Genomic DNA, 22,330 nt, shown 5'->3' on the forward strand with positions numbered 1-22,330 from the left:
AATGACACAAGTTGCATCGGTCGAGCCGGTGCAACTTTACGACTTCACACAAAAGGTGCTGTTTTCCCCGGCTCAACGCGGCGAGGGCTTTATCAAGCTTTCGGTGACCACCGGTAAGAAAGGCGCGAAGTCTACCGCGCACAGCCATCCCCGCGACGAGGTTACGCTGACGCTGAAGGGCGAGGCGATCCTGCGCGCAGGGGGCGAGGAATACCATATGACCGAAGGCACCGCCATGCGCCTGCCACCGGGGCTTGACCACACGGTCGAGGTAATTTCGGACGAATGGGTCGTTGTCGCGGCCTATTGTGACGAATGCATGCTCTGCCGCGGCCCAGAAGGATTTTTGAAACCATGACTTTCGAGAGCGGGTCGCTGCGGGCGGCCATTCTTATCGACCGCGCGGCCCGCTGGGTTGGTGCGGCGCTGGTGGCGGGGTTTGCGGCGATGGTCGTCTATGTCGTGATCTCGCGCTACCTGTTCTCCTCCACCCCTCGCTGGGCCGAGGAATTGCCCCGCATGGCGCTGGTCTGGCTGACCTTTGTGGGGGCCATTTCGGGCTTTGTGCGTGGCACGCATTTCCGTGCGGGGTTGCTTGACTTGGTGACCATGCCCGCACCGCTGCGCCGGGTTTTTGCCGTTCTGGCATGGCTGGCGAGCTTTGTTTTTCTTGCGGTGTTCATCTGGACCGGCTGGAAGCTGACCCAGATCACATGGGCGCATCAGACCACCGCGCTGTCGTTGCCGGTGGGGCTTTTTTACCTTTCACTCCCCGTTTGCTGCGGCGTTGCACTGCTGGGCCTGATCCTGAAAGGGGGCCGCGCATGAGCCTCGCGCTTGCTTTGCTTCTTGTCGTCTTTGTTCTGTTGGTGCTGCTGGATGCGCCCATTGCCGTGGCGCTTGGTCTGTCGTCGATGTTCTATTTGCTGATCGCCGACGCCGCGCCCCTGATCGTTGTGGCGCAGCGCGCGGTGGCGGGGATCAACAGCTTTACACTGCTGGCGATTCCGCTGTTCCTGCTGGCGGGTCTGCTGATGGTCCACGGCGGGCTTGCACCGCGGATCATCGCGCTGTGTTCGGCCCTTATCGGGCGGCGCACAGGCGGGTTGGCGATGGTGATGATCATCGCCTGTATGATGTTCGGGTCGCTTTCCGGCTCCGGCGTGGCCGACGTGGTGGCCATTGGCACGATGATGCTGCCCGCGATGAAGGATCAGGGCTATGCCCCCGGCTTTTCAGCCTCTGCCTTGGGCTGTGCTGGTTCGCTTGGTACCGTCATCCCGCCGTCAATCGTGCTGATTGTCTACGGCACCGCCACCAACAGTTCGATCGGCCAGCTTTTCGTGGCTGCGATCATCCCCGGCATCCTGCTGGGTCTCGGCCTCATGCTGGTGGCGTGGTGGATTTCGCGCCGCAACGGATGGCAGGGCGGAGAGCCGTTTTCCTGGGGTGAGCTGGGACGTGCCGCCAAGGGCTCGATCCTGGCGATGCTGGCACCGATCATCATCGTGGGGGGCATTCGTCTCGGCATCTTCACCCCGACCGAAGCTGCGGGCATCGGCGTGGCCTACGCGCTTTTCATCGGCGTTTTCGTCTATCGCGCGCTGTCACTTTCCACCCTGATGCGACTGTTGCGGGAAACCACCGAGATGACAGGGGTGATCCTGCTGGTGATCGCTTCGGCCTCGGTCTTTGGCTGGATTCTCGCGGCCGAGCAAGTGCCGCAGATGGCCGTCAACGGTATTACGCAGGCCACGCAAAGCGGCACTGTCGCCTTGTTGATGATGATGGCGGTCCTGTTGATCCTTGGCACTTTCATGGAAAGCATCGCGATCATTCTGATCCTTGCGCCGGTGTTCCTGCCGATCCTTGGCCACTACGGCATCGATCCGGTTTACTTCGGCATCCTGCTGACCATCAACCTCGCCATTGGTGCCAATACGCCCCCGTTGGGGATCGACCTCATGGCCGCCTGTCGGGTTGGTGAAATCCCGCTTAGCGCGTCGTTCAAGTATTTGATCCCGTTCCTTGGCGTGATGGTCGGCGTGCTGCTGCTTCTCGTCCTCTTCCCCGCACTGATTACCGAACTTCCGGGCATCCTGTTTTGATCCCGGCCCTCGAAAGAAAGAAGGTTTCCATGTCGATTACCCCCGATACCCGTGTCGATCTTGACCGTTTCTGGTCCACCATCGAAGCCTCCGGCGAGATCGGTAAAGGCCGCCCCGGCGGGCTGTCGCGCCTGACGCTTGGCGATGCCGACCGGGACATGCGCGATCTGTTCCGGTCCTGGTGTGAAGAGGCCGGTTTGACTGTTGAAGTGGATGCCGCCGGCAATATCTTTGGCCGTCGCGACGGCAGCGACAACGATCTGCCGCCGATCCTGATTGGCAGTCACCTTGATACCCAGATCAACGGCGGGCGGTTCGACGGGATCGCCGGCGTGCTGGCCGGGCTCGAGGTGATCCGCTGCCTGAACGATGCGGGCCATGTCACCAAACGCCCCATCGTGGTGGTCGACTGGACCAACGAGGAAGGCGCGCGGTTCTCTCCTCCGATGGTCGCCTCGGGCTGTTTCGTTGGGAAATATGACATTGACTGGGTGCATGATCTGATTGGCGATGATGGCGCGCGCTTCGGTGATGAGCTTGAGCGCATCGGCTATAACGGCGAACGCGCTTGCAAGGCGGGCGAGATCGACGCCTATTTCGAGCTGCATATTGAACAAGGGCCGATCCTTGATGCCGAGAAGCGGCAGGTCGGCATTGTCACCGGCGGCTATCCGGTGCGGGGGATGCGGGCGTCGTTCAAGGGGCAGACCTCGCACACCGGACCAACGCCGATGGACCTGCGCAAGAACGCGCTGGCGGCGGGGGCGCGCTGGCTGACCGCGGTGGATGACATCGGCTGGGATTTTGCAGTGCATGACGGCAAGGCCACCGCCGCGCGGTTGACCGCTTGGCCCAACAAGCCGGGGATCCTGTCCGACACAGCCGAAGCCGTTTGTGACGTGCGCCACCCCGATCCCATCACCACCCGCGCCATGGCCGAAAAGATGCGCCGGGCCCTGTTCGAATCCGCCGCACGGTGTGGGTGTGAGGCCGTGATCGAGGATGAATGGGAATGGGGCGGCGACATCTTTGACCACGAGATGATCGACGGCATCCGCGACGAGGCTATCCGCATGGGCTTCAACTGGCGTGATATCGAAAGCCAGGCAGGTCACGACGCCTATTTCCTTGCCACCCATTGCCCGACGGCGATGATCTTTGCGCCTTGCGAAAACGGCATCACCCACAACAACGAAGAAAACTGCACACCAGAGGATTTCGTCGCCGGGCTAAATATTCTGCTGCATGCCGTCGTCAAACGGGCTGATCGATGAGCGCATTGATCGGACACGAGGCGCTTGAAACCGCGCTGGATTGGCCCGATCTGATCGGCCAGTTGCGCGACTGGTATCGCGGCAAGGCGGTGCAGGCACCGGACCGGCAGGTTTTGACGATTGAGCAGCCGGACGGCACCGAGGCATCTTTGCTGATCATGCCCGCCTGGGTTCCCGGTGAAAGCATTGGCGTCAAGGTGGTGACCTTCTTTCCCGAAAACGCCGCCAAGGGCCGCCCGACGATCAATGCGGGCTACCTGCTGTTTGATGGGGAAACCGGGCAAATGCAGGCCGCGCTGGATGGTGATACACTGACCGCGCGGCGCACGGCAGCGGCGTCGGCACTGGCGGCGGATCTACTGGCGCGCAAGGATGCGCGTGATTTACTGATTGTCGGAACGGGGCAGCTTTCCCTCGCCGTCGCAGCGGCACATTGCGCGGTGCGGGGCTACACCTCGGTTTCAATCTGGGGGCGCAGCGGTGAAAAGGCTGCGGCTATTGCCACAACGCTTGGGGATCAGGGCCTGCCCGCTCGGGCCGTAGACGACCTTGAAACAGCGTGTCGCGCGGCGGATGTGATCAGCACTGTCACGGCCTCCACCAGGCCCATCATCCAGGGGGACTGGCTCAAACCCGGCAGCCACCTTGACCTGATCGGCGCATTCAAGGGCGACATGCGAGAAAGCGACGATCAGGCGATCCAACAGGCCGAGGTTTTTGTCGATCTGCGGGCAGGGGCATCGCTTGCGGGGGATCTGTCGCAGCCATTGGAAGCGGGGCAGATCACGCCAGAGCATATTCGCGCCGACCTAGCGGAATTGTGTCAGGATACCCATCCCGGCCGGAGCGATGATAGTGCCCGCACCGTTTTCAAATCCGCGGGCATGGCGCTTCAGGATCTGGCAGCGGCGACGATGGCAAGCGATCACACCATATTGGGGTAAATCGCCAGCAGCTCCTGCGCGATATCCACAAATTTCTGCTCCGAGGGAGATAGCTTGTCTCTCGGGGCGTGCACCAGATAGACGTCGGCCCCAATCGTTTCATCTGTAATCTTGATGGGCCACAGGTCGCCGCGCCTGATGTCGTCCTGCGCGACCATGAGGGGCAGGATGCCAATGCCCATGCCGGCCACGATCATTCTTCGGACCTCTTCGATGTTGGTGCTTAGCCCGTTGATGCGATTGCCAAGCCGTGTGCCTTCGCGCAGGACCGACATCGGCTCCAGCCCCATCCCTTCGGTGGCGCAGGCAAAGCTGATAAAGGGCTCGCGCTGAAGATCGCGGAGCGCGACGCTTTCCTGCCCGAACAGCGGATGCTCGGCCCCGCAGAAGACACAGAACTCTTCGCGAAACAGACGGATCGAGGGCAGGTTGACCAAGGGTGCGGCCAATAGGCAGAACCCGATCGTGCCACGCCCCTGCTGGATCGAGCGCACGATCGCCTGACTGTTCTGGACCTCACTTTGGAAGGCCACGGAAGGATATCGCTGGTGATAAAGCCGCAGCAATTCGTCCATCATCGGTGACATCAGATTGCTGATAATCTGATAGCGGACTTGCCCGCGTTCCTCTTCTTCGGCGTCGCGGACCAAAAGATTGATCCGTTCGGCACTGTGGAAAATTTCGCGGCATTCCTGAAAAATCTTGTCGCCACGCGTTGTCAGTTCGAAGTGGCGGCTGTCGCGAAAGACAAGCTGGCACCCCAGTTGCGCTTCGAGCTTTTGCAATGCATTGCTCACCGAAGGCTGGCTTAGGCCTAGCCGTTTTGCGGCCTTCGTGATGCTTTCCTCCTTCGCAATCATGTAAAACATGCGCAGAAGGTTCCAGTTCAGATCGGATTGCGGCAAAGCGTTCATGCTGATGATTCGTTTCTTGCTTGGGTCTGAGTAGAGTTTCCTATTTTTCATCCCCTATCACATAGTCAACGCGAATGCCTAAAATTGACTGTGACTATGGTGTGCAACTGTGCGCCTGGGGCAGGTTCGGCTAAGCTTGCCACTCATTTCATCAGAAAGCACAAAACATGACCATCACTCGTTTGCACCCCGGCCCCCGCATGAGCCAGGCCGTCGTTCACAATAACACCGTTTACCTTGCCGGTCAGGTCGGCACCGCCGGAGCCGATGTCGCGACCCAGACCCAAGATTGTCTGGACGCGATCGACCGCCTGCTGGCAGAGGCAGGCAGCGATAAGTCCAAGCTGCTGCAGGTCACCATCTGGCTTGCTGACATGGCCGATTTCCAGGATATGAACGCAGTTTATGATGCGTGGATTGACCCTGCCAACCCGGCGGCGCGCGCTTGTGGTGAGGCCAAGTTGGCGACACCGGACTACAAGGTAGAATTTCTCGTGACCGCCGCGATCTAATCGCCGCTTTCTAGCCGGAGATTATGCGAGCCATAATCTCCGGCTATTTGACCCTGCCGCTCTCCCGTCGCCATCCTTTCTTTCACATCAGGCGACAGGATAGGGCATGACATTTCAAATCGACCTTTCGGACATCGAAACAGCGACGCTGGGGCATTTTCTTGAATCCGGTTTCATGTCCCCCGCGCTGCAGGGGCTGTTGCCGCATCGAACTGTTTTTGGCCCCGCGCTGACCGTGCGCATGCTTGGCGATGATGGTGCGATGCTGACCGAGGCGCTGTCCGCCGCACAACCCGGACAGGTCATCGTTATCGACCGTTGTGGTGATCTGCGCCATGCCTGTTGGGGGGCCGTCACGACCGCTGCCGCCAAGGCACGCGGCGTGGTGGGGGCGGTGATCGACGGCTTTGTCACCGACCGCTCCGCCATAGAGCAAGAAGACTTTCCAGTCTGGTGCCGTGGACGGTCCCCCATCACGACCAAGCCGCGTGGGCTTGGCGGCGACTTCAACGTGACCGTGGGGTGTGGCGGCGTCTCGGTCCGGCCCGGCGACATTATTCTGGCCGACGAAAACGGGGTTGCCGTGCTGGACAAAGATCAGGCTGAAACCCACGCCGCGCGCGCCCGAAAAATGCAGGCGGACGAGCTTACAATCCTCGAACGGCTGCGTGCTGGCGAAACACTGGCTGACATAACGCGAGGCGCAAAGCAGCCCGCATAGAACCGGATAACCGGCGCAAAACACCTTCCCTTCACTCAACCGACAGAGAGATCCATGACACAGACATTCTCCATAAAGGGCCTCACTACATTGGCCGTCCTTGCTGCCAGCACAGCGCTGACACTGGGCACACCCGCCGTCGCCGACAAGGCGTCCAATACGCTCAACGTCGCTTTCGCCGCCGAGCCAGAGCCGCTGGATACCTATAAGATCGCCGGTCGTCAGGGCCTGATCCTCGCGCGGCACATCTATGACGGGTTGCTCTACAAGAACCTCGACACCGGAGAGATCGTCCCCGCGCTGGCGGAATCCTGGGAGTTTACCGGCCCGCTGACGATGGAGTTCACCCTGCGCCAAGGGGTCAAATTCCACAACGGCGCCGATTTCACCGCTGATGACGTGGTTGAAACGCTCAACACCGTGATCACCCCGGAATACGGCACCCGCTATTCGATCTCGGTTGACTGGATCGACAGTGTCGAGAAGCTGGATGATTATAAAGTCCGCATTAATATGTCCAAGCCTTTTGCCGGTGCGGTAGAGATGCTGGCGGATGCACTGCCGATCTATCCGCACGCCTTCTTTGCGGAAAACGGGTCTGCGGGTATGGCAGCGACCCCGATCGGCACCGGCCCCTACAAGCTGGTGAGCCAAGAGCCGGGCATCCGCTACGAGATGGAGCGCTTTGAGGATCACTATGAAGGCAGCCCCAAATCCGGTGCCACCATCGACAAGATCTCTGTGCGCACCATACCCGAGATGAACACACAATACGCCGAACTGATGTCGGGGTCGCTGGACTGGATCTGGCGTATTCCGCCGGATCAGGCGTCGCGTCTTGAAGGCCGTGTGCAGATCATCAGCGCACCGATCATGCGCATCGGCTATGTCGGTTTCGCCCCCGAGGCGATGGATGGCGGCACGCCGATTGCAGACAAACGTGTGCGTCAGGCGCTTATCCACGCTACAAACCGCGGCGCGATTGTCGACGCTTTCGCAGGCGGCGCGTCCGAGGTTCTCAACACCCCATGCAACCCGGCGCAATTCGGCTGCGAACAGGATGTCACCGCCTATGAATACGACCCGGAAAAAGCCAAGGCGCTCTTGGCCGAAGCCGGATATGAGGACGGTTTCAAGATGGAGATGGTCTTTGCCGCCATGCCGCGCCCGACTGCCGAAGCCGTGGCCGCCGATCTTGCCAATGTCGGCGTGACGCTTGAACTGAACGAACAGCAGTATGCGTCGGGCATCGGCAAGTGGCGCGCCAAGGAGCTTCCGGCGTTCTTCTCGAACTGGGGCAGCTATGGCATCGGCGACACCGCATTCATCTTGTCGAATTTCTTTGGCGGCGGCGCGGATGACCTTGTGCAAGACGCCGAACTGGCAACCTGGCTGACCGAGGCTGATACGTCATCGGACCGCGATGTGCGCGCCAAGAACTACTCTATGGCCGTCAAGAAGATCGCCGAGGAAGCCTATTGGATGCCGATGTATAACTTCAACGTCAACTATGGCCTGTCCAACGACCTGAACTTCACGCCGCATCCGGATGAGTTCGCCCGTTGGTGGGGTGCCAGCTGGAAGTAAGCTGACCCTGTCAACGTAACGGGCCGGACAGTTCTCTCCCCGCTGTCCGGCCCCCATAACGGAAAGACCTATGCTCTCTTTCATCTCTAAACGTCTGCTTGTGGCGCTCTTGGTCTGTCTGACCGTGTCGGCGCTGAGCTTTGGTCTGATGTTCGTGTCGGGCGACCCTGCGATTGCCATCGCGGGCGCGGGTGGCCGTGCCGAGGATGCCGAAGCGATCCGGCAGGCCTATGGCTTTGACCGACCCCTGGTTGTTCAATACCTGGACTGGATCGGCAGCGCCTTGACCGGAAATCTGGGGCAGAGCATCTATTTCAATGTGCCGGTGACAGAGATCATCGGCAACCGTGCCGGCGTTACACTGGCGCTCGGCTTCATCTCGTTCCTCGTCGCTTTGGTGATCGCCGTGCCTTTGGGAGTCGCCGCGGCGCTCAGACCGAACGGCTGGATCGACCGCCTTGCGCTGGTGATCGCCGTGTCCGGACAGGCAATCCCGAGCTTCTGGTTGGGGTTGATGGCCATCGTGGTCTTTGGGGTCTGGTATGGCTGGGTCCCCATTTCAGGCGCGGACACATGGCAAGGATACATCCTGCCCGTGATCGTGCTGAGCTACTACGCTATCCCCGAACTCATGCGCATCACACGCTCGGGCATGATCGACGTGCTGGCCACGGATTACGTCCGGGCGGCCAAGGCCAAGGGCCTGCCGATGCATCTTGTGATTTCGCGCCATGCCTTGCGCAATGCGGTGCTGCCGCTTGTATCACTGGCAGCGGTTCAACTGGGCCAGCTTCTATCCGGCTCCATCGTGATCGAAAGCGTCTTTGCGCTGAACGGGTTGGGGCGGCTGGCGTGGGAATCTCTTCTGCGCAGTGACCTGCCGGTGGTGCAGGCGATCATCCTGATCCTGTCGCTGCTTTACGTGCTGCTGACCATGCTGGCCGATATTCTGAACGCGGTGCTGGATCCGCGCCTAAGGGGGGGCTCCTGATGTCCGACGTTACTATCGAAACGGCTCGCCCGTCTGTCTGGCGCAAGATGCGCGGCAATACGGGTGCGTTGATCGGGGGTACGCTTTTGGCAGGTATCATCCTGATCGCTTTGCTTGCGCCGCTGCTGGCTCCGCATGACCCAATCGCGCAGGATTTGAGCCGCCGACTGCTGCCGCCCTTCTGGCATGATCGCGCGGTGCCGGAACACCTGCTCGGGACCGATCACCTTGGGCGCGATTACCTATCTCGGATGATCTACGGCGCGCGGGTGTCGCTGGGTGTCGGGCTTGGGGTGATCCTTGTGTCCGGTGCCATCGGGATCACGCTTGGCCTGATCGCGGGCTATTTCGGGGGCTGGATCGATATGGTTATCAGCTTCGCCATCACGACACGGCTATCACTGCCCATCGTGCTGGTCGCGCTGGCGGCGGTGGCATTGGGCGGCGCGTCGCTCACCACGCTGATCACCGTTCTGGGGCTGCTTCTGTGGGACCGGTTCGCGGTCGTCACGCGCGCTGCCGCTCAAAGCTTGCGACATCAGGAATTCATCATGGGCCTGCGATCCATCGGCGCGAGCCGCATGCGCATCCTGTTTCTCGAAATCTTACCCAATATGCGTGCCACGATCCTTGTCGTCGTCTCGCTTGAGGTCGCAAACGTCATCCTGCTCGAGGCGGCCCTGTCCTTTCTTGGGTTGGGGGTGCGCCCGCCGACGCCAAGCTGGGGGCTGATGATCTCGGAAGGGCGCGACAATATCCTCTTTGATCCATGGTTGATCGCACTGCCCGGATCGGCGCTCTGCCTGCTGGTGCTGGCGGTGAACCTGTTCGGCGATGGTATGCGCGATATAACAGGGCCTGCACGAAAGTGACTGAAATGATGCTTGATATTCGAAACCTGAAGGTATCGATCCCCACCGACCGCGGCATGTTGAACGCGGTTCGGGGTGTCGACCTGCAAATCGCTGAAGGAGAGACCCTGTGCCTTGTCGGCGAGTCGGGTTGTGGCAAGTCGCTTACCGCGACATCTATCATGGGGCTGCTGCCGCGCTACGCCAAGGTGACAAGTGACCGGTTCGACATGGCAGGGCAGGATCTGACGACCAAGACCGATGCCAAGCTGGCAAAGCTGCGCGGCCGCGATGTGGCGATGATCTTTCAAGACCCGACCAGCGCGCTAAATCCGACGCTTACCATTGGACGGCAGTTGACCGAGGGCGTCATGCGCCACGAGAACTTGACCCGAAAAGAGGCTGACGCCCGCGCAATCGAGATGCTTGACCGGGTGGGGATCGCCAATCCGGCGGCACGGCTGACGCAATATCCGCACGGGTTCTCTGGTGGGCAACGCCAGCGCATCATGATCGCCTCGGCGCTGATGGGACGACCCAAGCTTTTGATCGCGGACGAGCCGACGACGGCGCTGGATGTGACCATTCAGGCGCAGATCCTGACGCTTCTGGGGCAATTGCAGGCCGATCTTGGTCTGTCACTCTTGCTGATTACCCATGATCTGGGCGTGGTGGCGGCTATCGCGAACGATGTTGCGGTGATGTATGCAGGGCGGATCGTCGAACGCGCGCCCGCCGCCGATCTTTTTACGACGCCGCGCCACCCCTATACCAAAGGGCTGCTTGCCGCGATTCCGGTGCCGGGCGTCACCGCACGGGGCAGCGCATTGCCCGCCATTCCGGGGCGCGTTCCGGGGTTGATCGGCACGATGGCGGGCTGCGCCTTTCGCGACCGCTGCACCATTGCCGGACCTGAATGCGCTGTCGATCCAGTGCCACGCGTAAGCGCCGGGGGGGCGCAATTTATTGAATGCGCCAAGGCATCGGAGGTGGCCGCATGACCGCCGCGACGCCGATGATCCGCATGACTGATATCCGCAAAACCTACCGCCTGCGCCGCGGCATGTTCGCCCCGACCGAAGAATTGGTGGCCGTGAATGACCTGTCGCTCGAGGTCGCTGAAGGCGAAACGCTTGGCCTTGTCGGTGAATCCGGTTGCGGCAAAAGCACGGCGGTCAGCATCATGCTGGGCTTGTTGCAGCCCGATCGTGGTGAGGTCGAGATCGCGGGCCAGAAGATCGACACCATGCCCGTGGCGGACCGTGTGCGGTTGATCCAGCCCGTGTTTCAGAACCCCAATGCCTCGCTTAACCCGGTTAAACGTATCCAGACGCTGGTTGGCCAGCCGCTGCGACTGCATGGCGGCACGCATGTCGATGCAGAGGTCAAGCGGATGCTCGATTTGGTCGGGCTGCCATCACGGCTCGCCGATGCCTATCCCGGGGAGCTTTCTGGCGGGCAAAGGCAGCGGGTCGCCATCGCGCGTGCGCTGATCCTCGGACCGCGTGTTTTGATCTGTGACGAGCCGACCTCGGCGCTTGATGTCTCGGTGCAGGCGCAGATCATTAACCTGTTGCTATCGCTGAAGAAAGAACTGGGCCTTACCATGGTTTTTGTCAGCCACAATCTTGCGGTGGTCGAACATTTGGCGGACCACGTGGCTGTTATGTATCTCGGGCAGAAGATTGAAGAAGCCGCGACGGATGCGCTTTTCGAGGATGCCAGCCACCCCTACACCCGGGCGCTGCTTGCCGCGACCCTGCTGCCGGATCCAGAGGCGGGACTGCCTGAACATAAGCTTGGCGCAGCAGCGGCGGACCCCTTTGCAGCGCGTCAGGGCTGTCATTTTGCGCCGCGCTGCCCTGAGATGAGGCAGAGCTGTATCGAGGGCCCGCAAAAGCTACGGAAACTGCGCGAAAGCTTGGTCAGATGCGAAAGAGCGGTGTGACCACCGCCTTTTCTCAAAGCTGCAAGACGCGGTACGTCAGCCAAAAGTCGTCGCGCCTTTGTTCTTAAGGGCGCGACGATATGAATAGCCCCTAGATTTGTAGACGCTTTCTTCCCTACCTTTGAGGCAAGGAGGCCGTTATGGGGAAGCCAAATTTCAGTGAGGATTTCAAGCGCGATGCCGTCCATCAGATAACAGTGCGGGGGTATGCCGATCGCGAAGTTTCGGAACGGTTGGGCGTCAGTACATATTCGCTCTACAAATGGATGAAGCTCTACGCAAAAGCTGCGTCACAGACATCATCTGTTGACCATGAAGCTGAGAACCGCAGGCTCAAGCGTGAGTTGGCGCGGATGACGAAGGAGCGCGACATCCTAAAAAAGGCGGCCGCGTACTTCGCAAAGGATGCAAGGTGAAGTACGCGTTCATTGCCGAGCACCGCCCTCAGTATTCGGTACGCAGGATGTGTCGTTGCCTCAATATCCATCCCAGCGGGTTCTATGCATGGATTAAAAATCCATTAAGCCACCGTGCGCGTGAGGATGCGCGTCAGACCAAGCTGCTCGAAGAAGCTTGGAACGACAGTGGCAAGGTCACTACCGCCCGCCCGCGCCAGAAAGCATGATGCCGATAGACCAAAGGCCGACCATGCATTAACATTCAAACTGGACCACCCGATGGGGGCACTCCATCGGCAACTTTGCTTTTTATAACACCGATCCGATGGTCATGGCCTTTGCGTCGACTGATTTCGGCCTTACCAACGAGGCTGCACTGGCCGAGTGCAACAAAGAGAATGGCGTCGTTTTCGGCGGCGGCTATTCGACTTCGCAATATTAGATGATGTGCAACATACCTGTCGCTACCTACTGAAGATATTCAGGGCAAGCGTCTGCGCATGGCGGGCGGTGCCTGGTTACGCACATGAACACGCTTGCAGTAGGGAACTACTATGCCGGATTTGAATGGGGCTATAACCCTGCGTTTTGGCAAGGCTTGTCCGAGGCGTCGCGCAACGTACTGTTCGACCAGATGGCATACTATCTTGCGCAGCACCGGGTTGAGTTCGACAAGGATGTTGAAAAAGCGGTTTCCGCCGCCAAAGAAGGCGGCATGAAGATTTTCGAACCTGATCAGGCTCTGACGGAAGCGCTGGCGGAATTTGTAACCGCCGACGAGGCCGTGCTGATCGAGTCCGCCAAGAGCCGCGGTATTGAGAACCCCGAAGCGCTGCTGGCAGACTACAAGCGCATCGTTGATCGCTGGGCTGCGCTGCTGGCGGATGTGGACCACGGCGATACCGATGCATTGGCAGCATTGGCCAAAGCAGAGATCTACGACAAGTTGGACCGCGCAAACTACGGTATGAATTAACCTACATATATTATGTACAGTCCCGGGGCGCTGCCAAAGCGCCTCGGGGTTCCTACCGCCCTGCGACTTCATAGCATTTTGATCAAAACGCTACCAGCAATGTAGACTGTCATTCGAAAGCGCGCAAATGATCAGAAGACTGTTTGCAGCATATGATGCAGACGCAGGTGTGGTTACCCGGCAGCGGCTTTGAGCACCTCGGTCATTTCCCCCAACTCACGCGGGCGACCAGAAACGCTCAACTGCAGCAAATATCGAAAAGCGCCGTCGAAACGCAGATAAAGAAGTTCCTTGGCTTTGCGCTCAGAGGCTATCGGATTCATCATCTCGATCAGCTGTTCTTCAATCTCGTCAACGACGGGAACGAAAGCTTGGTCAAATAGCGCTTGGTTTCGAATGTCGTACCAAAGCCGATGAAGCTCGGCTTCGGTACTGATCGTTTCTGCCAAAGCAGTACAGAACGCTGTCTTGATGCGATCTGGGTTGGAAATACCCCTGACAGATGCAGAAATTGTTCTGACAAACTCGCTTTTGTACTGTCGCACACAGTAGATTAGAAGCTCGTCCTTATCCTCAAAATAGTAGTGCAGACTGCCAAGCGACATTTCTGATTGCGACGCAATATCACGCAGGGTCGTACGGGCATAACCATAAAGCTTAAGCGCGCTGATCGCACTTTGCGCAATCTCGCGTTTGCGGCTCTCACGCTTGCGGGCCTTATTCGCTTTTCGGTCCGCAAGCCTACCTGTTTGGGTCATGTCGTTCATCGGGCACTCACATTTGTCCCTGCCGACCTAGCCCAAAAGGGCGTGAAAGAAAATACGCGGCAGCTTGAACCAGCTGGGTTTGTGCTGAAACCGGGTCAGCAAGCGACCGATATGATGCTGACGCTTGTTGGACACAAACCAGGGCGGCCGGGGCAGCAGGCTCATCCCGCCGGATAGTAGATTGCGCGGGAAGGGGCGGAACGGGGCCTCGATTACCGTGCGTTCAACGTTTTCAAGCATGAAGGTATTGTGGACGGTGCCCACACCAGACTGGACGTTTTGCAAGGTTGCGCCAGCAAAGCCGCCCCAGGGACAGGCAGTCACCAGAAAGGCAAGGCCGGACCACGCATTGATCGCAATCGCGCCATAGCGGAATTCGGCGATGATCTCTTCGAACCGCTTGCGGCCCATAGCCCGGATCGTGGCAGGGTGGATGATGATATTGCCGCCCAATGTGCCATAGAGCGTGTCATTCGCCCATTTGATCGCTTCGATCATATAGGTTTCGGCATCTTGTGCCTCGATATGCATGACACCAAGCGCAGATGTGAAGACTTCGGTCTGGGCCAGCCAATCGCTATCACCCTCGGCCATATCGGCAAGATAAAGTGGAGCCACATCCGCCCCACGATCCAACTTTTGCGGGCTTTTGGCGTGATCGACAAAGGCCTGTTGGCGATCTTCGGCACCGGGGTAGTAAGCGGCCCGTTTGGTGTGTTTGGCCATCACATCGGCGACATTCCCCATCAGCTCGGCTGTCTTATCCCAGCCTTTCGGTAAAATAAGGCTCTGCACCGCGACACAGTTAAAGCCACCGTTATGCAGTTTCATGGTGGCGATGTTTTCCGCCTGAAAGCGCAAGTCCGCCTTGGTCCACGGGCCTGGTACGACGATGGTGGGGCAAACGGCACCAAGCTCGGATGTCATGTGTCGGGTGTTTTTCGGCGTGTTGGCGGCCTTGTTCTTCTCGCCTTCCTCGCCTGGCCCCCAGACGATCAGATCATGGGTGGCGCGCGCACCGGTGATGTGGATTTCCTCGACCAGCGGATGCGTCGTAAGATAGGCCCCCGCCGGACCATCGCCACGATGGATACGTAGTGCGTCGCGGTCGATCAGCGGCTTCAGGGCGGCCTGCAAAGGCTCGGTCAGGTAGTCGTTGACCGGGTTCATTTTAAGCAAGACCACCTGGTTTTCCAAAAAGAGCTTCTGGAAAGCATCCAGCGGCGTGATCGCGGCGATATTGCCGGCGCCCAGAACCAGCGCAACCTTGCCAAGCCGTTGGTCTGGCGGAATATCATAGGCTGATGCAGCGTTGTTCTTGAGGTTGGCGGGAGTCACGCCTTTTTGCATCCAGACATCCGCATGCACGCCTGAAATCAGCAGCCGATCCCAGATCGAATGTGGCACAACGCGCACGGCGGTTTGGCCGCTTGGCAGGCTGCGCTTCTTTAGCCCGTCCAGAAAGGTTTTGCCTTCCATCTGCGACAGCGTATCGATCAGACCGTTGCAGCAGGACATGACGGCATAGGGCCCCGATGTCCATTCCTCCCCCAAGAGAGGGGAACGTTGCGGGATGCCCTTGGCGTTACCCGCCGCATCGACCCATTCGTCGGCGACGCGCATCAGATTGTCTTTGACTGCCTGCAATACCGCGATGCGGTCGTCCAGCGAGGTTTGCGCCCAACGGTCCTTCGCCGCGTCTAGGGCTTTTAGGTCGACGTCATAGGCTGCTTGCAGATCGGGGGTGAAGTTACTTTGATGTTTCATGCGGCTCCCTCCAGAAGGACGTTCGCGTAGGTCTCGCGTAGTTTGAGTTTCACCACTTTGCCCGTGGCACCTAGGGGCAGTTCATCGACAAAGATCACGCGATCCGGCACCTGCCAGCTGGCGACTTTGCCGTCGTAGATTTTCAGAAGTTCCGCTTCGGAGACGTCACCGGATTTGACCGCGATCAGGATCGGACGCTCGTCCCATTTAGGGTGATGGGCAGCGATGGCGGCGGCATTTGCGATCGCCGGATGACCGATTGCGATGTTTTCAAGCTCGACCGTAGAGATCCATTCGCCGCCGGATTTGATGATGTCCTTTGAACGGTCTCGGATCACCATGAAACCATCCGCGTCAATCGTGGCGACATCGCCAGTGTCGAACCAGCCATCGGGGGTCAGCGCCGAGTCTTCTTTGTTGAAATAGCTGTGAACTACCCAAGGACCGCGCACCTGCAGGTCGCCCTGTGTTGCCCCGTCTTCGGGCAGTACATTACCGGACTCATCTACCAGCCGGATTTCTATCCCGTAAACAGAGCGGCCCTGACCCACGCGAATGTCGGTTTGCGCTTCGGTCGACAGACCCTCGTGGCGCTGCAGCAGGCGGTTGACCGTCGCGAGGGGGCTGGTCTCTGTCATGCCCCACGCTTGAATCAATTCGACATCATATTTGTCGCGGAACGCCGTATACATCGACGGTGGCATCGGTGCGCCACCGACAATGGTGCGGGTCAGGCTTGGCAGTTTAGAGCCGGATTTCTCCAACGCTGCTAATAGCCCCATCCAAATTGTGGGCACGCCAAAGGCAGCAGTCACCTGTTGGGTGTCGATCAGGTTGGCCAGGCTGTCCCCATCCAGCCCCGGACCCGGCAGCACCAGTTTTGCACCAGCCGACGCCGCAGTATAGGGCACGCCCCACGCATTGACGTGGAACATTGGCACAACCGGCATCACCGTATCACAGGCCGAGATCGCAAGCCCGTCGGGCTGGTTGCCCACAAGCGCATGTAGCAAGGTCGACCGATGGGAATAAAGCACGCCCTTCGGGTTTCCCGTGGTTCCGGATGTGTAGCAAAGCGAAGAGGGCTGGCGTTCATCGAGTTCGGGCCAGACAAAATCCGGGTCTCCGTCAGCGATCAATTCATCATAGAACTGCAGCCCGTCAAGCATCTGGGCCGCCTCGTCATCTCGTGGTCCCAGCAGAACGTAGTGCTCGACCGTATCAAACCGGTCCTTCAAGTTTGCCACAGCGGGCAGGAAGGTTCGGTCAAAGAACATCACCTGATCTTGCGCGTCATTGGCAATATAGACCATCTGGTCGGGATGCAGACGCGGATTGAGGGTATGGCAGACGAAGCCTGCACCCGAACTGCCAAAGTAAATCTCGAGGTGCCGCCGGTTATTCCATGCGATGGTGCCGCACCGGGTTTCCTGCGGCAGGCCCAGTTTGGTCAGTACCGAACCCAAGCGCCGCGCATTCCTGGCAACCTCTTGCCAGCTTGTGACGTCGACTTCGCCTGAAGTTTCAACCGAGACAATTTCGGTGCGCCCGTGGCAGCGGGCTGCGTGATCGATAAGGGAAGAGATCAGCAACTGCTGGTCCATCATTTTGCCAAGCATAGGGTGGCTCCGTAATTTTAAGACGATATGGGGGCTCGCGACCTCGGTCGCCCGAGGTCGCGAGGGGTAAGCCAAGTTAGGCCCGGATCAAGTCAGAGCACTTTTCGCCAATCATGATGGCGGCAGCATTGGTGTTGCCATTGACGATCGTCGGCATGATAGACGCATCCGCGACGCGCAGCGCGTCGATCCCATGAACCTTTAGATCGGCACCGACCACAGCCATGTCATCGGACCCCATTTTACAGGTGCCCACAGGGTGATAGATCGTCTGGATATTTGCCCGCAAATAGGCTCGAATTTCGTCATCGGTTTGGACATCCACCCCCGGAAAGCGCTCTTCGCCACGGAAATCATCCAGCGCAGGGGAGCTAATGATCTTACGCGCGATCTTGACCCCCTCGACCAGAATTTCCAGATCTTGAGCTTCGGCAAGCGCATTCGGATTGATCAGCGGCGCATCCTCTGGGTTGGCTGACGCGAGCGTGATTTCACCAACTGACTTCGTTCCAACGAGGCTTGGCATGATGGTAAAGCCTTCGCTGTCCGTCGGATTGCCAGCACCGTCCGAGATGAACCAGGTCGGCGCAAAATGAAACTGAAGATCAGGGGCAGGGGCGTCCGGCATAACCGTCAGATAACCGCCTGCTTCGCCAATATTCGACGTGAGCATTCCCATGCCCTTGGCGAGCAGTTCTGCCTGCTCAGGCTCAGTCGCATGGGCGAGGGTTACGGGTTGCGTGCAGACATGGGCAACCGGTGCCATCAGGTGTTCCTGAAGGTTCTGACCCACACCGGGGAGGTCATGAACCACCTCGATCCCCAGCTCTGTTAGGGCGCTGCGTGATCCAATGCCCGACAGCATCAAAATCTGGGGTGAGCCGATTGATCCTGCCGACAGGATGACTTCAGCCTCCGCCATGACCTCATGCATCTCGTCGCCTGCTTTAAAGCGCACACCGACGCAGCGGCCATTTTCGACAAGGAGCTTGTGCACATGGGCTTCGGCCTGAATCGCGAGATTGTCGCGCGTTAGGGCAGGGTGCAAGAAAGCGACGGCCGTCGAATTTCGCATCCCGTCTTTTTGCGTGACCTGATACAGGCCGAACCCTTCCTGCTCTGTGCCCGCATTGAAATCGGGCTGCGCTGGATAGCCCGCCTCTACAGCGGCATCGACCATCGCGAGCGTCACAGGGTTAGGGTCGCGCAGGTCCGCTACGTTCAGCGGGCCACCTGTGCCGTGATGATCATCGGCACCGCGTTCGTTATTTTCCGACCGCTTGAACAGAGGCAAGACATCTGCGTGGCTCCAGCCGGGGTTTTCTGCCCCCCAAGCATCATAACAGACCGGATTGCCCCGCTTGTAGATCATCGCATTGATCGAGCTTGACCCACCAAAAACTTTTCCTCGGGGCATATACAATTGAATATCGGCGGAATGCTTTTGGGGCGTGCTGCGGTAAGCCCAGTCTAGCTGGGTCTGAAATAGATTTGGAAAGGCAGCAGGAATGTGGATGAACTGGTTTTCATCCGCGGGCCCTGCTTCAAGCACGAGCACGTTCTTGTCCGGATCCTCTGACAGGCGCGCCGCAAGGGCACAACCCGCAGAGCCTGCGCCGATAATGATGTAATCATATTTTTCGGTAGCTTGCGCCTTGGCATGGCTGGCCCCTAGTGCAAGAGGTGCCGCAGCGGCCACCCCGAGTGCTGCGCTCTTGCGCATAAAGTCACGCCGCGAAATACGGCCTGCGTCAAATTCCCGTGCAACGGCTGCGTATCTTGTCTGGTTCTTTTCTCTGTTCATGATCGACTCCTCCCAAGTCATTTTCATCAAGGACTGCCCCTCCACTGGCGACCCTTGATAATACTGGACATCTGAACAGACGAACTGGTCATTTGTCCAGTATTTTATGATTTGCATCTCTGAGCAGGTAATTAGTTAACAGTAACAGGCAGTTGCGCTATCTAAGGCTGATGAGGTCATACCCCGTCGACTCTGCGATTTCGCGGATCTCTTAGAATTTCACACAACGAAATCCACAATTTCCGGCTTCGCTCATTATGCCGGTACGTCGCAAATCCGGTGTGCATCTTCAGGGGTTAGTGCCCCTAGGCTTGGTGTAATTCCGACGGTAGCGCGGGCTGAGTGGAGCCACGCGTTGCTTAGGCGAAGCCCGCGCGGTTTGGCAGGCGACCGTGGACGTTCTCCGGTAGGGTTTGGGTAGCACACCTAACCTACCGATCAAGAAGAACCCCATGACCGATGACATGATATCAGAAACAGCAGCGTTGAAAGCGCTTCTCTCGGAGACTGCGGGCCATCAAGTTCTGGCCGAGATGCTGGGTTTCGGTGCCGATCGGTTAATGGCCCTCGATGTCGACCATCTGCGAAGATAACATCATAGACCCGGCAAAAATCGCCGGCCTTTAAACCGGCTCAACATCCAGCCGGAGAACAAATTAGACCACCTGCTGGGACACTATCCGCATATAGGCATCGGTTAGCACTTCGTCGCGCCGGGAAGCCCCAGCAGAACGAATTCATTGAAAGCACCAAACTTCAGCACTCGGCACTAAGGTCGAGGGGACTTGGGGCCCAGGTCAGTGGATGTGTGAGGGTCAAGCCCATCAAGCTAGCGCATTCAACTAAATCCGCTCCGCAGGAACGTCTGGGGTGCCGGGCGCGAAAATGGCGTGGCGTGGGTTGCGCCGGTGATTATGCGGGCGACAGAATGTGGATTTTGCTATCGGCGACCATGTTCTTGGATTGTTTGCTATACTCTTTCATATGTGGTGCTGCAGCATGTGCCCCTAGCGCCTGCATGCTCTCCCATTGTTCAACGACAACAAATGTATCGGGCCCTAATTCCGCCTGCATTGGTCCTGCACCTTCTGCGTCGACTGTGGCCTCGTAGGCGATGCATCCTGCTTCAGCTTTCACGGTAGGGACGTTTTCATTGAATAGATCCAGAAGTGCTTGGCGTTGTCCTGGCCGGGCTGTGATGACGGCAATAACGTGGATATTTGGCATGAGTAACCTTCTTTGGTTGGCGGGCGCTTTGGGTTTAGCTTCGGATTAATCGGCCACTTAGATGTGGCTTTGATCCTGTGAGTTTGAGTGCTGTTTCTTATGAATATTTGGTGTAAAATCCTAAACCTACAGCGGATGATAAAGCAATGCTTGAAATATATTAATTCAGCAGTTAATTAGTGCAAAGTTCGGGCGTTGGAGGAGGATTCTTCGCCTGTCGATGTTCTATGATACCGTGCCTTGGGAGGGGATAATGGTTCACTGCAGCAGTCAAAGTGCCGCAAATCGTGAAGATGGCAAGATGCCCGGCGCACCGGAAAACGCTGTGGTTGCGTCATGAAGCATCCATCCTACACGGCCAAAACTGATCCTGACAAAATTGCCTATGAAATGGCAGGTAGCGGCGAAACCCTGAGTTTTGGGCAGCTGGACAAGCGATCCAACCAGGCCGCGCATGGCTTTCGGAAACTGCAGGTGGAAGCCGGCGAAAACATTGCACTACTATTTGAAAACTGTCTGGATTTTGTTGTTCTCACATGGGCGGCTCAGCGGTCGGGGGTGTTCTACACCGCCATAAGCTGCCATCTGACTGCGAAGGAGATCAGTTATATCGTAGGCGATTGCGCAGCGAAAGTGCTGGTGCTCTCCTCCAAATATGCGGAGCTTTTTCCTGCAATCCAAAGCGCTTGTCCGGATGTTAGGATTTATGTGAGCGGGAAATGCGACGATCCGGAAATGGACTGGAACGCCTTTGTACGCCATATGCCCAGTGATCCAATCCAAGACGAGACGGTGGGCGCGGACCTGTTGTATTCGTCAGGTACGACGGGGAGGCCCAAGGGTGTGGTGCGCGAATTCACCCGCCAGCCAATCGAAACGGTCATACCACCGCTGATGACGGTGCTGTGTGAAACGATGGCGAATATGAACGAGCAAAGCGTCTATCTGTCGCCGGCTCCTCTGTATCATGCAGCCCCTTTGCGCACATCAATGATGGCGGTCATGCTGGGTGGCAAATCAATTATCATGGAGCGTTTCGACGCCAGCGAAATGCTACGACTGATCGATCGACACCGGGTGACGCATACTCAGGTTGTGCCAACGATGTTTGTGCGGATGCTCCGTCTACCCCTTGCTGAACGCGAGACGTATGACCTTTCCTCGCTAAAGGTGATTTTCCACGCGGCAGCACCTTGCCCACAAGAGATCAAGAGACAGATGCTGGATTGGGTTGGTCCGATCCTGATCGAATACTACGCAGGTTCCGAGGCAAATGGGGTAACCGTATCGACCTCGGATGACTGGCTGAAGTATCCGGGCACAGTGGGGCGTTCCCTGATTGGTGACATACTTGTGGTCGATGCGAACGGCAGGGCGTTGCCTGTCGGAGAGATAGGCGATGTCTATTTCGACAGCGGTATCGAATTTTCCTATCGTGCAGATCCCGATAAGACTGCCAAGGCTTACTTGCGTCCCGGGTGTTCCACGCTGGGGGACGTCGGCCATGTGAACGAGGAAGGGTTTCTTTTTCTCACAGACCGTGCGTCGTACACGATTATTTCCGGCGGCGTGAACATCTATCCGCAAGAAACCGAAGATCTGCTTGCGTGTCATCCTGACGTTGCAGATGTCGCGGTGTTTGGCGTTCCCAACGAGGAAATGGGCGAAGAGGTAAAGGCGGTCGTGCAGCTTGAAGATGGTGTCGCCCCGTCGGCGGCAAAGTCAGAGGAACTGATGGAATACTGCCGCTCTCATCTGTCCCGGATCAAAGCGCCGAAAAGCATCGACTTTCGCACCGACCTACCGCGAACACCGACAGGCAAGCTGACCAAACGAAAGCTCAAGGACGAATACTGGAACTGAGCGTTAAAGCTTGCTGGGGCAGCGCATAACGCCCAGACTCACCGCTCTGATGACAAGAA

Annotated in this window: 21 protein-coding genes and 1 pseudogene; 16 read left to right on the forward strand and 6 right to left on the reverse strand. The window is 58.3% G+C overall.

Annotated elements, in window-relative coordinates; genetic code table 11:
* Position 1 precedes the first annotated feature (1 nt).
* Genes EE36_RS00120 through EE36_RS00140 form a run of 5 tightly spaced genes read left to right on the forward strand, consistent with a single transcriptional unit; the run spans position 2 to position 4,326 of the window.
* Positions 2–358 (forward strand): cupin domain-containing protein, encoded by a 357-nt coding sequence (locus EE36_RS00120; RefSeq protein WP_005848253.1) that lies wholly within the window; start codon positions 2–4, stop codon positions 356–358.
* Positions 355–828 (forward strand): TRAP transporter small permease, encoded by a 474-nt coding sequence (locus EE36_RS00125; protein WP_005848255.1) that lies wholly within the window; start codon positions 355–357, stop codon positions 826–828. Before EE36_RS00120 ends, EE36_RS00125 begins: the two co-directional genes overlap by 4 nt.
* On the forward strand, positions 825–2,108 hold the full coding sequence (locus tag EE36_RS00130) for a TRAP transporter large permease (RefSeq protein WP_005848257.1): 1,284 nt from the start codon (positions 825–827) through the stop codon (positions 2,106–2,108). Before EE36_RS00125 ends, EE36_RS00130 begins: the two co-directional genes overlap by 4 nt.
* 29 nt (positions 2,109–2,137) lie before the next feature.
* Positions 2,138–3,382, forward strand: coding sequence for a Zn-dependent hydrolase (locus EE36_RS00135; protein ID WP_005848258.1), 1,245 nt, complete (start codon positions 2,138–2,140; stop codon positions 3,380–3,382).
* Positions 3,379–4,326: an ornithine cyclodeaminase family protein gene (locus EE36_RS00140; RefSeq protein ID WP_005848259.1), complete on the forward strand. Its 948-nt coding sequence runs from the start codon at positions 3,379–3,381 to the stop codon at positions 4,324–4,326. Before EE36_RS00135 ends, EE36_RS00140 begins: the two co-directional genes overlap by 4 nt.
* Here EE36_RS00140 and EE36_RS00145 read toward each other — a convergent pair.
* The gene (locus EE36_RS00145) at positions 4,308–5,240 is read right to left on the reverse strand and encodes a LysR family transcriptional regulator (RefSeq protein ID WP_005848261.1); all 933 of its coding nucleotides are present in this window, start codon (positions 5,238–5,240) and stop codon (positions 4,308–4,310) included. The two genes, EE36_RS00140 and EE36_RS00145, sit on opposite strands and share 19 nt — an antisense overlap.
* 167 nt (positions 5,241–5,407) lie before the next feature.
* Here EE36_RS00145 and EE36_RS00150 point away from each other — a divergent pair, with 167 nt between their 5' ends.
* The 9 genes and pseudogenes from EE36_RS00150 (at position 5,408) to EE36_RS00195 (ending at position 13,224) form a co-directional block, all read left to right on the forward strand.
* Complete coding sequence (locus EE36_RS00150; protein ID WP_083776444.1) at positions 5,408–5,752, forward strand: RidA family protein; 345 nt, start codon at positions 5,408–5,410, stop codon at positions 5,750–5,752.
* A 106-nt stretch (positions 5,753–5,858) separates the two neighbouring features.
* Positions 5,859–6,473 (forward strand): RraA family protein, encoded by a 615-nt coding sequence (locus tag EE36_RS00155; protein WP_005848265.1) that lies wholly within the window; start codon positions 5,859–5,861, stop codon positions 6,471–6,473.
* A 54-nt stretch (positions 6,474–6,527) separates the two neighbouring features.
* Positions 6,528–8,060, forward strand: coding sequence for an ABC transporter substrate-binding protein (locus EE36_RS00160; RefSeq protein WP_050752180.1), 1,533 nt, complete (start codon positions 6,528–6,530; stop codon positions 8,058–8,060).
* A gap of 70 nt (positions 8,061–8,130) precedes the next feature.
* Entirely contained in the window at positions 8,131–9,051 is a 921-nt protein-coding gene (locus EE36_RS00165; protein WP_005848269.1) for an ABC transporter permease, read from the forward strand.
* Entirely contained in the window at positions 9,051–9,923 is an 873-nt protein-coding gene (locus EE36_RS00170) for an ABC transporter permease (protein ID WP_005848271.1), read from the forward strand. Before EE36_RS00165 ends, EE36_RS00170 begins: the two co-directional genes overlap by 1 nt.
* Positions 9,924–9,931: 8 nt before the next feature.
* Entirely contained in the window at positions 9,932–10,903 is a 972-nt protein-coding gene (locus tag EE36_RS00175; RefSeq protein WP_254655516.1) for an ABC transporter ATP-binding protein, read from the forward strand.
* On the forward strand, positions 10,900–11,850 hold the full coding sequence (locus EE36_RS00180; RefSeq protein ID WP_005848275.1) for an oligopeptide/dipeptide ABC transporter ATP-binding protein: 951 nt from the start codon (positions 10,900–10,902) through the stop codon (positions 11,848–11,850). The genes EE36_RS00175 and EE36_RS00180 overlap by 4 nt, the downstream gene beginning before the upstream one ends.
* A 140-nt stretch (positions 11,851–11,990) precedes the next feature.
* Positions 11,991–12,445 (forward strand): annotated as a pseudogene (locus EE36_RS17235) (transposase); the annotation flags it as partial.
* Between the two features lie 329 nt (positions 12,446–12,774).
* A complete protein-coding gene (locus EE36_RS00195) occupies positions 12,775–13,224 on the forward strand; it encodes a hypothetical protein (protein ID WP_005848280.1) in 450 nt (149 codons plus the stop codon).
* Between the two features lie 173 nt (positions 13,225–13,397).
* On the opposite strand, the gene EE36_RS00200 is transcribed toward EE36_RS00195, so the two are convergent.
* From EE36_RS00200 to EE36_RS00215, 4 genes are all read right to left on the reverse strand, one after another.
* Positions 13,398–13,991, reverse strand: a complete 594-nt coding sequence (locus tag EE36_RS00200) for a TetR/AcrR family transcriptional regulator (RefSeq protein WP_005848282.1) — start codon at positions 13,989–13,991, stop codon at positions 13,398–13,400.
* Positions 13,992–14,018: 27 nt separating this feature from the next.
* On the reverse strand, positions 14,019–15,758 hold the full coding sequence (locus EE36_RS00205; protein ID WP_005848284.1) for an aldehyde dehydrogenase family protein: 1,740 nt from the start codon (positions 15,756–15,758) through the stop codon (positions 14,019–14,021).
* Positions 15,755–17,377: a long-chain fatty acid--CoA ligase gene (locus EE36_RS00210; protein ID WP_005848285.1), complete on the reverse strand. Its 1,623-nt coding sequence runs from the start codon at positions 17,375–17,377 to the stop codon at positions 15,755–15,757. The genes EE36_RS00205 and EE36_RS00210 overlap by 4 nt, the downstream gene beginning before the upstream one ends.
* A 76-nt stretch (positions 17,378–17,453) precedes the next feature.
* Positions 17,454–19,181: a GMC family oxidoreductase gene (locus tag EE36_RS00215; RefSeq protein WP_156785495.1), complete on the reverse strand. Its 1,728-nt coding sequence runs from the start codon at positions 19,179–19,181 to the stop codon at positions 17,454–17,456.
* A gap of 452 nt (positions 19,182–19,633) precedes the next feature.
* Here EE36_RS00215 and EE36_RS17430 point away from each other — a divergent pair, with 452 nt between their 5' ends.
* On the forward strand, positions 19,634–19,774 hold the full coding sequence (locus EE36_RS17430; RefSeq protein WP_005848288.1) for a hypothetical protein: 141 nt from the start codon (positions 19,634–19,636) through the stop codon (positions 19,772–19,774).
* A 319-nt stretch (positions 19,775–20,093) separates the two neighbouring features.
* On the opposite strand, the gene EE36_RS00220 is transcribed toward EE36_RS17430, so the two are convergent.
* A complete protein-coding gene (locus tag EE36_RS00220) occupies positions 20,094–20,408 on the reverse strand; it encodes a putative quinol monooxygenase (protein ID WP_005848290.1) in 315 nt (104 codons plus the stop codon).
* A gap of 336 nt (positions 20,409–20,744) precedes the next feature.
* Between EE36_RS00220 and EE36_RS00225 the strand changes: the two genes are divergently transcribed.
* Complete coding sequence (locus EE36_RS00225) at positions 20,745–22,271, forward strand: acyl-CoA synthetase (RefSeq protein WP_005848292.1); 1,527 nt, start codon at positions 20,745–20,747, stop codon at positions 22,269–22,271.
* Positions 22,272–22,330 lie beyond the last annotated feature (59 nt).

Origin of the sequence: Sulfitobacter sp. EE-36 (genome assembly GCF_000152605.1) — a bacterium.
In the GTDB taxonomy this organism is placed as follows: domain Bacteria; phylum Pseudomonadota; class Alphaproteobacteria; order Rhodobacterales; family Rhodobacteraceae; genus Sulfitobacter; species Sulfitobacter pontiacus.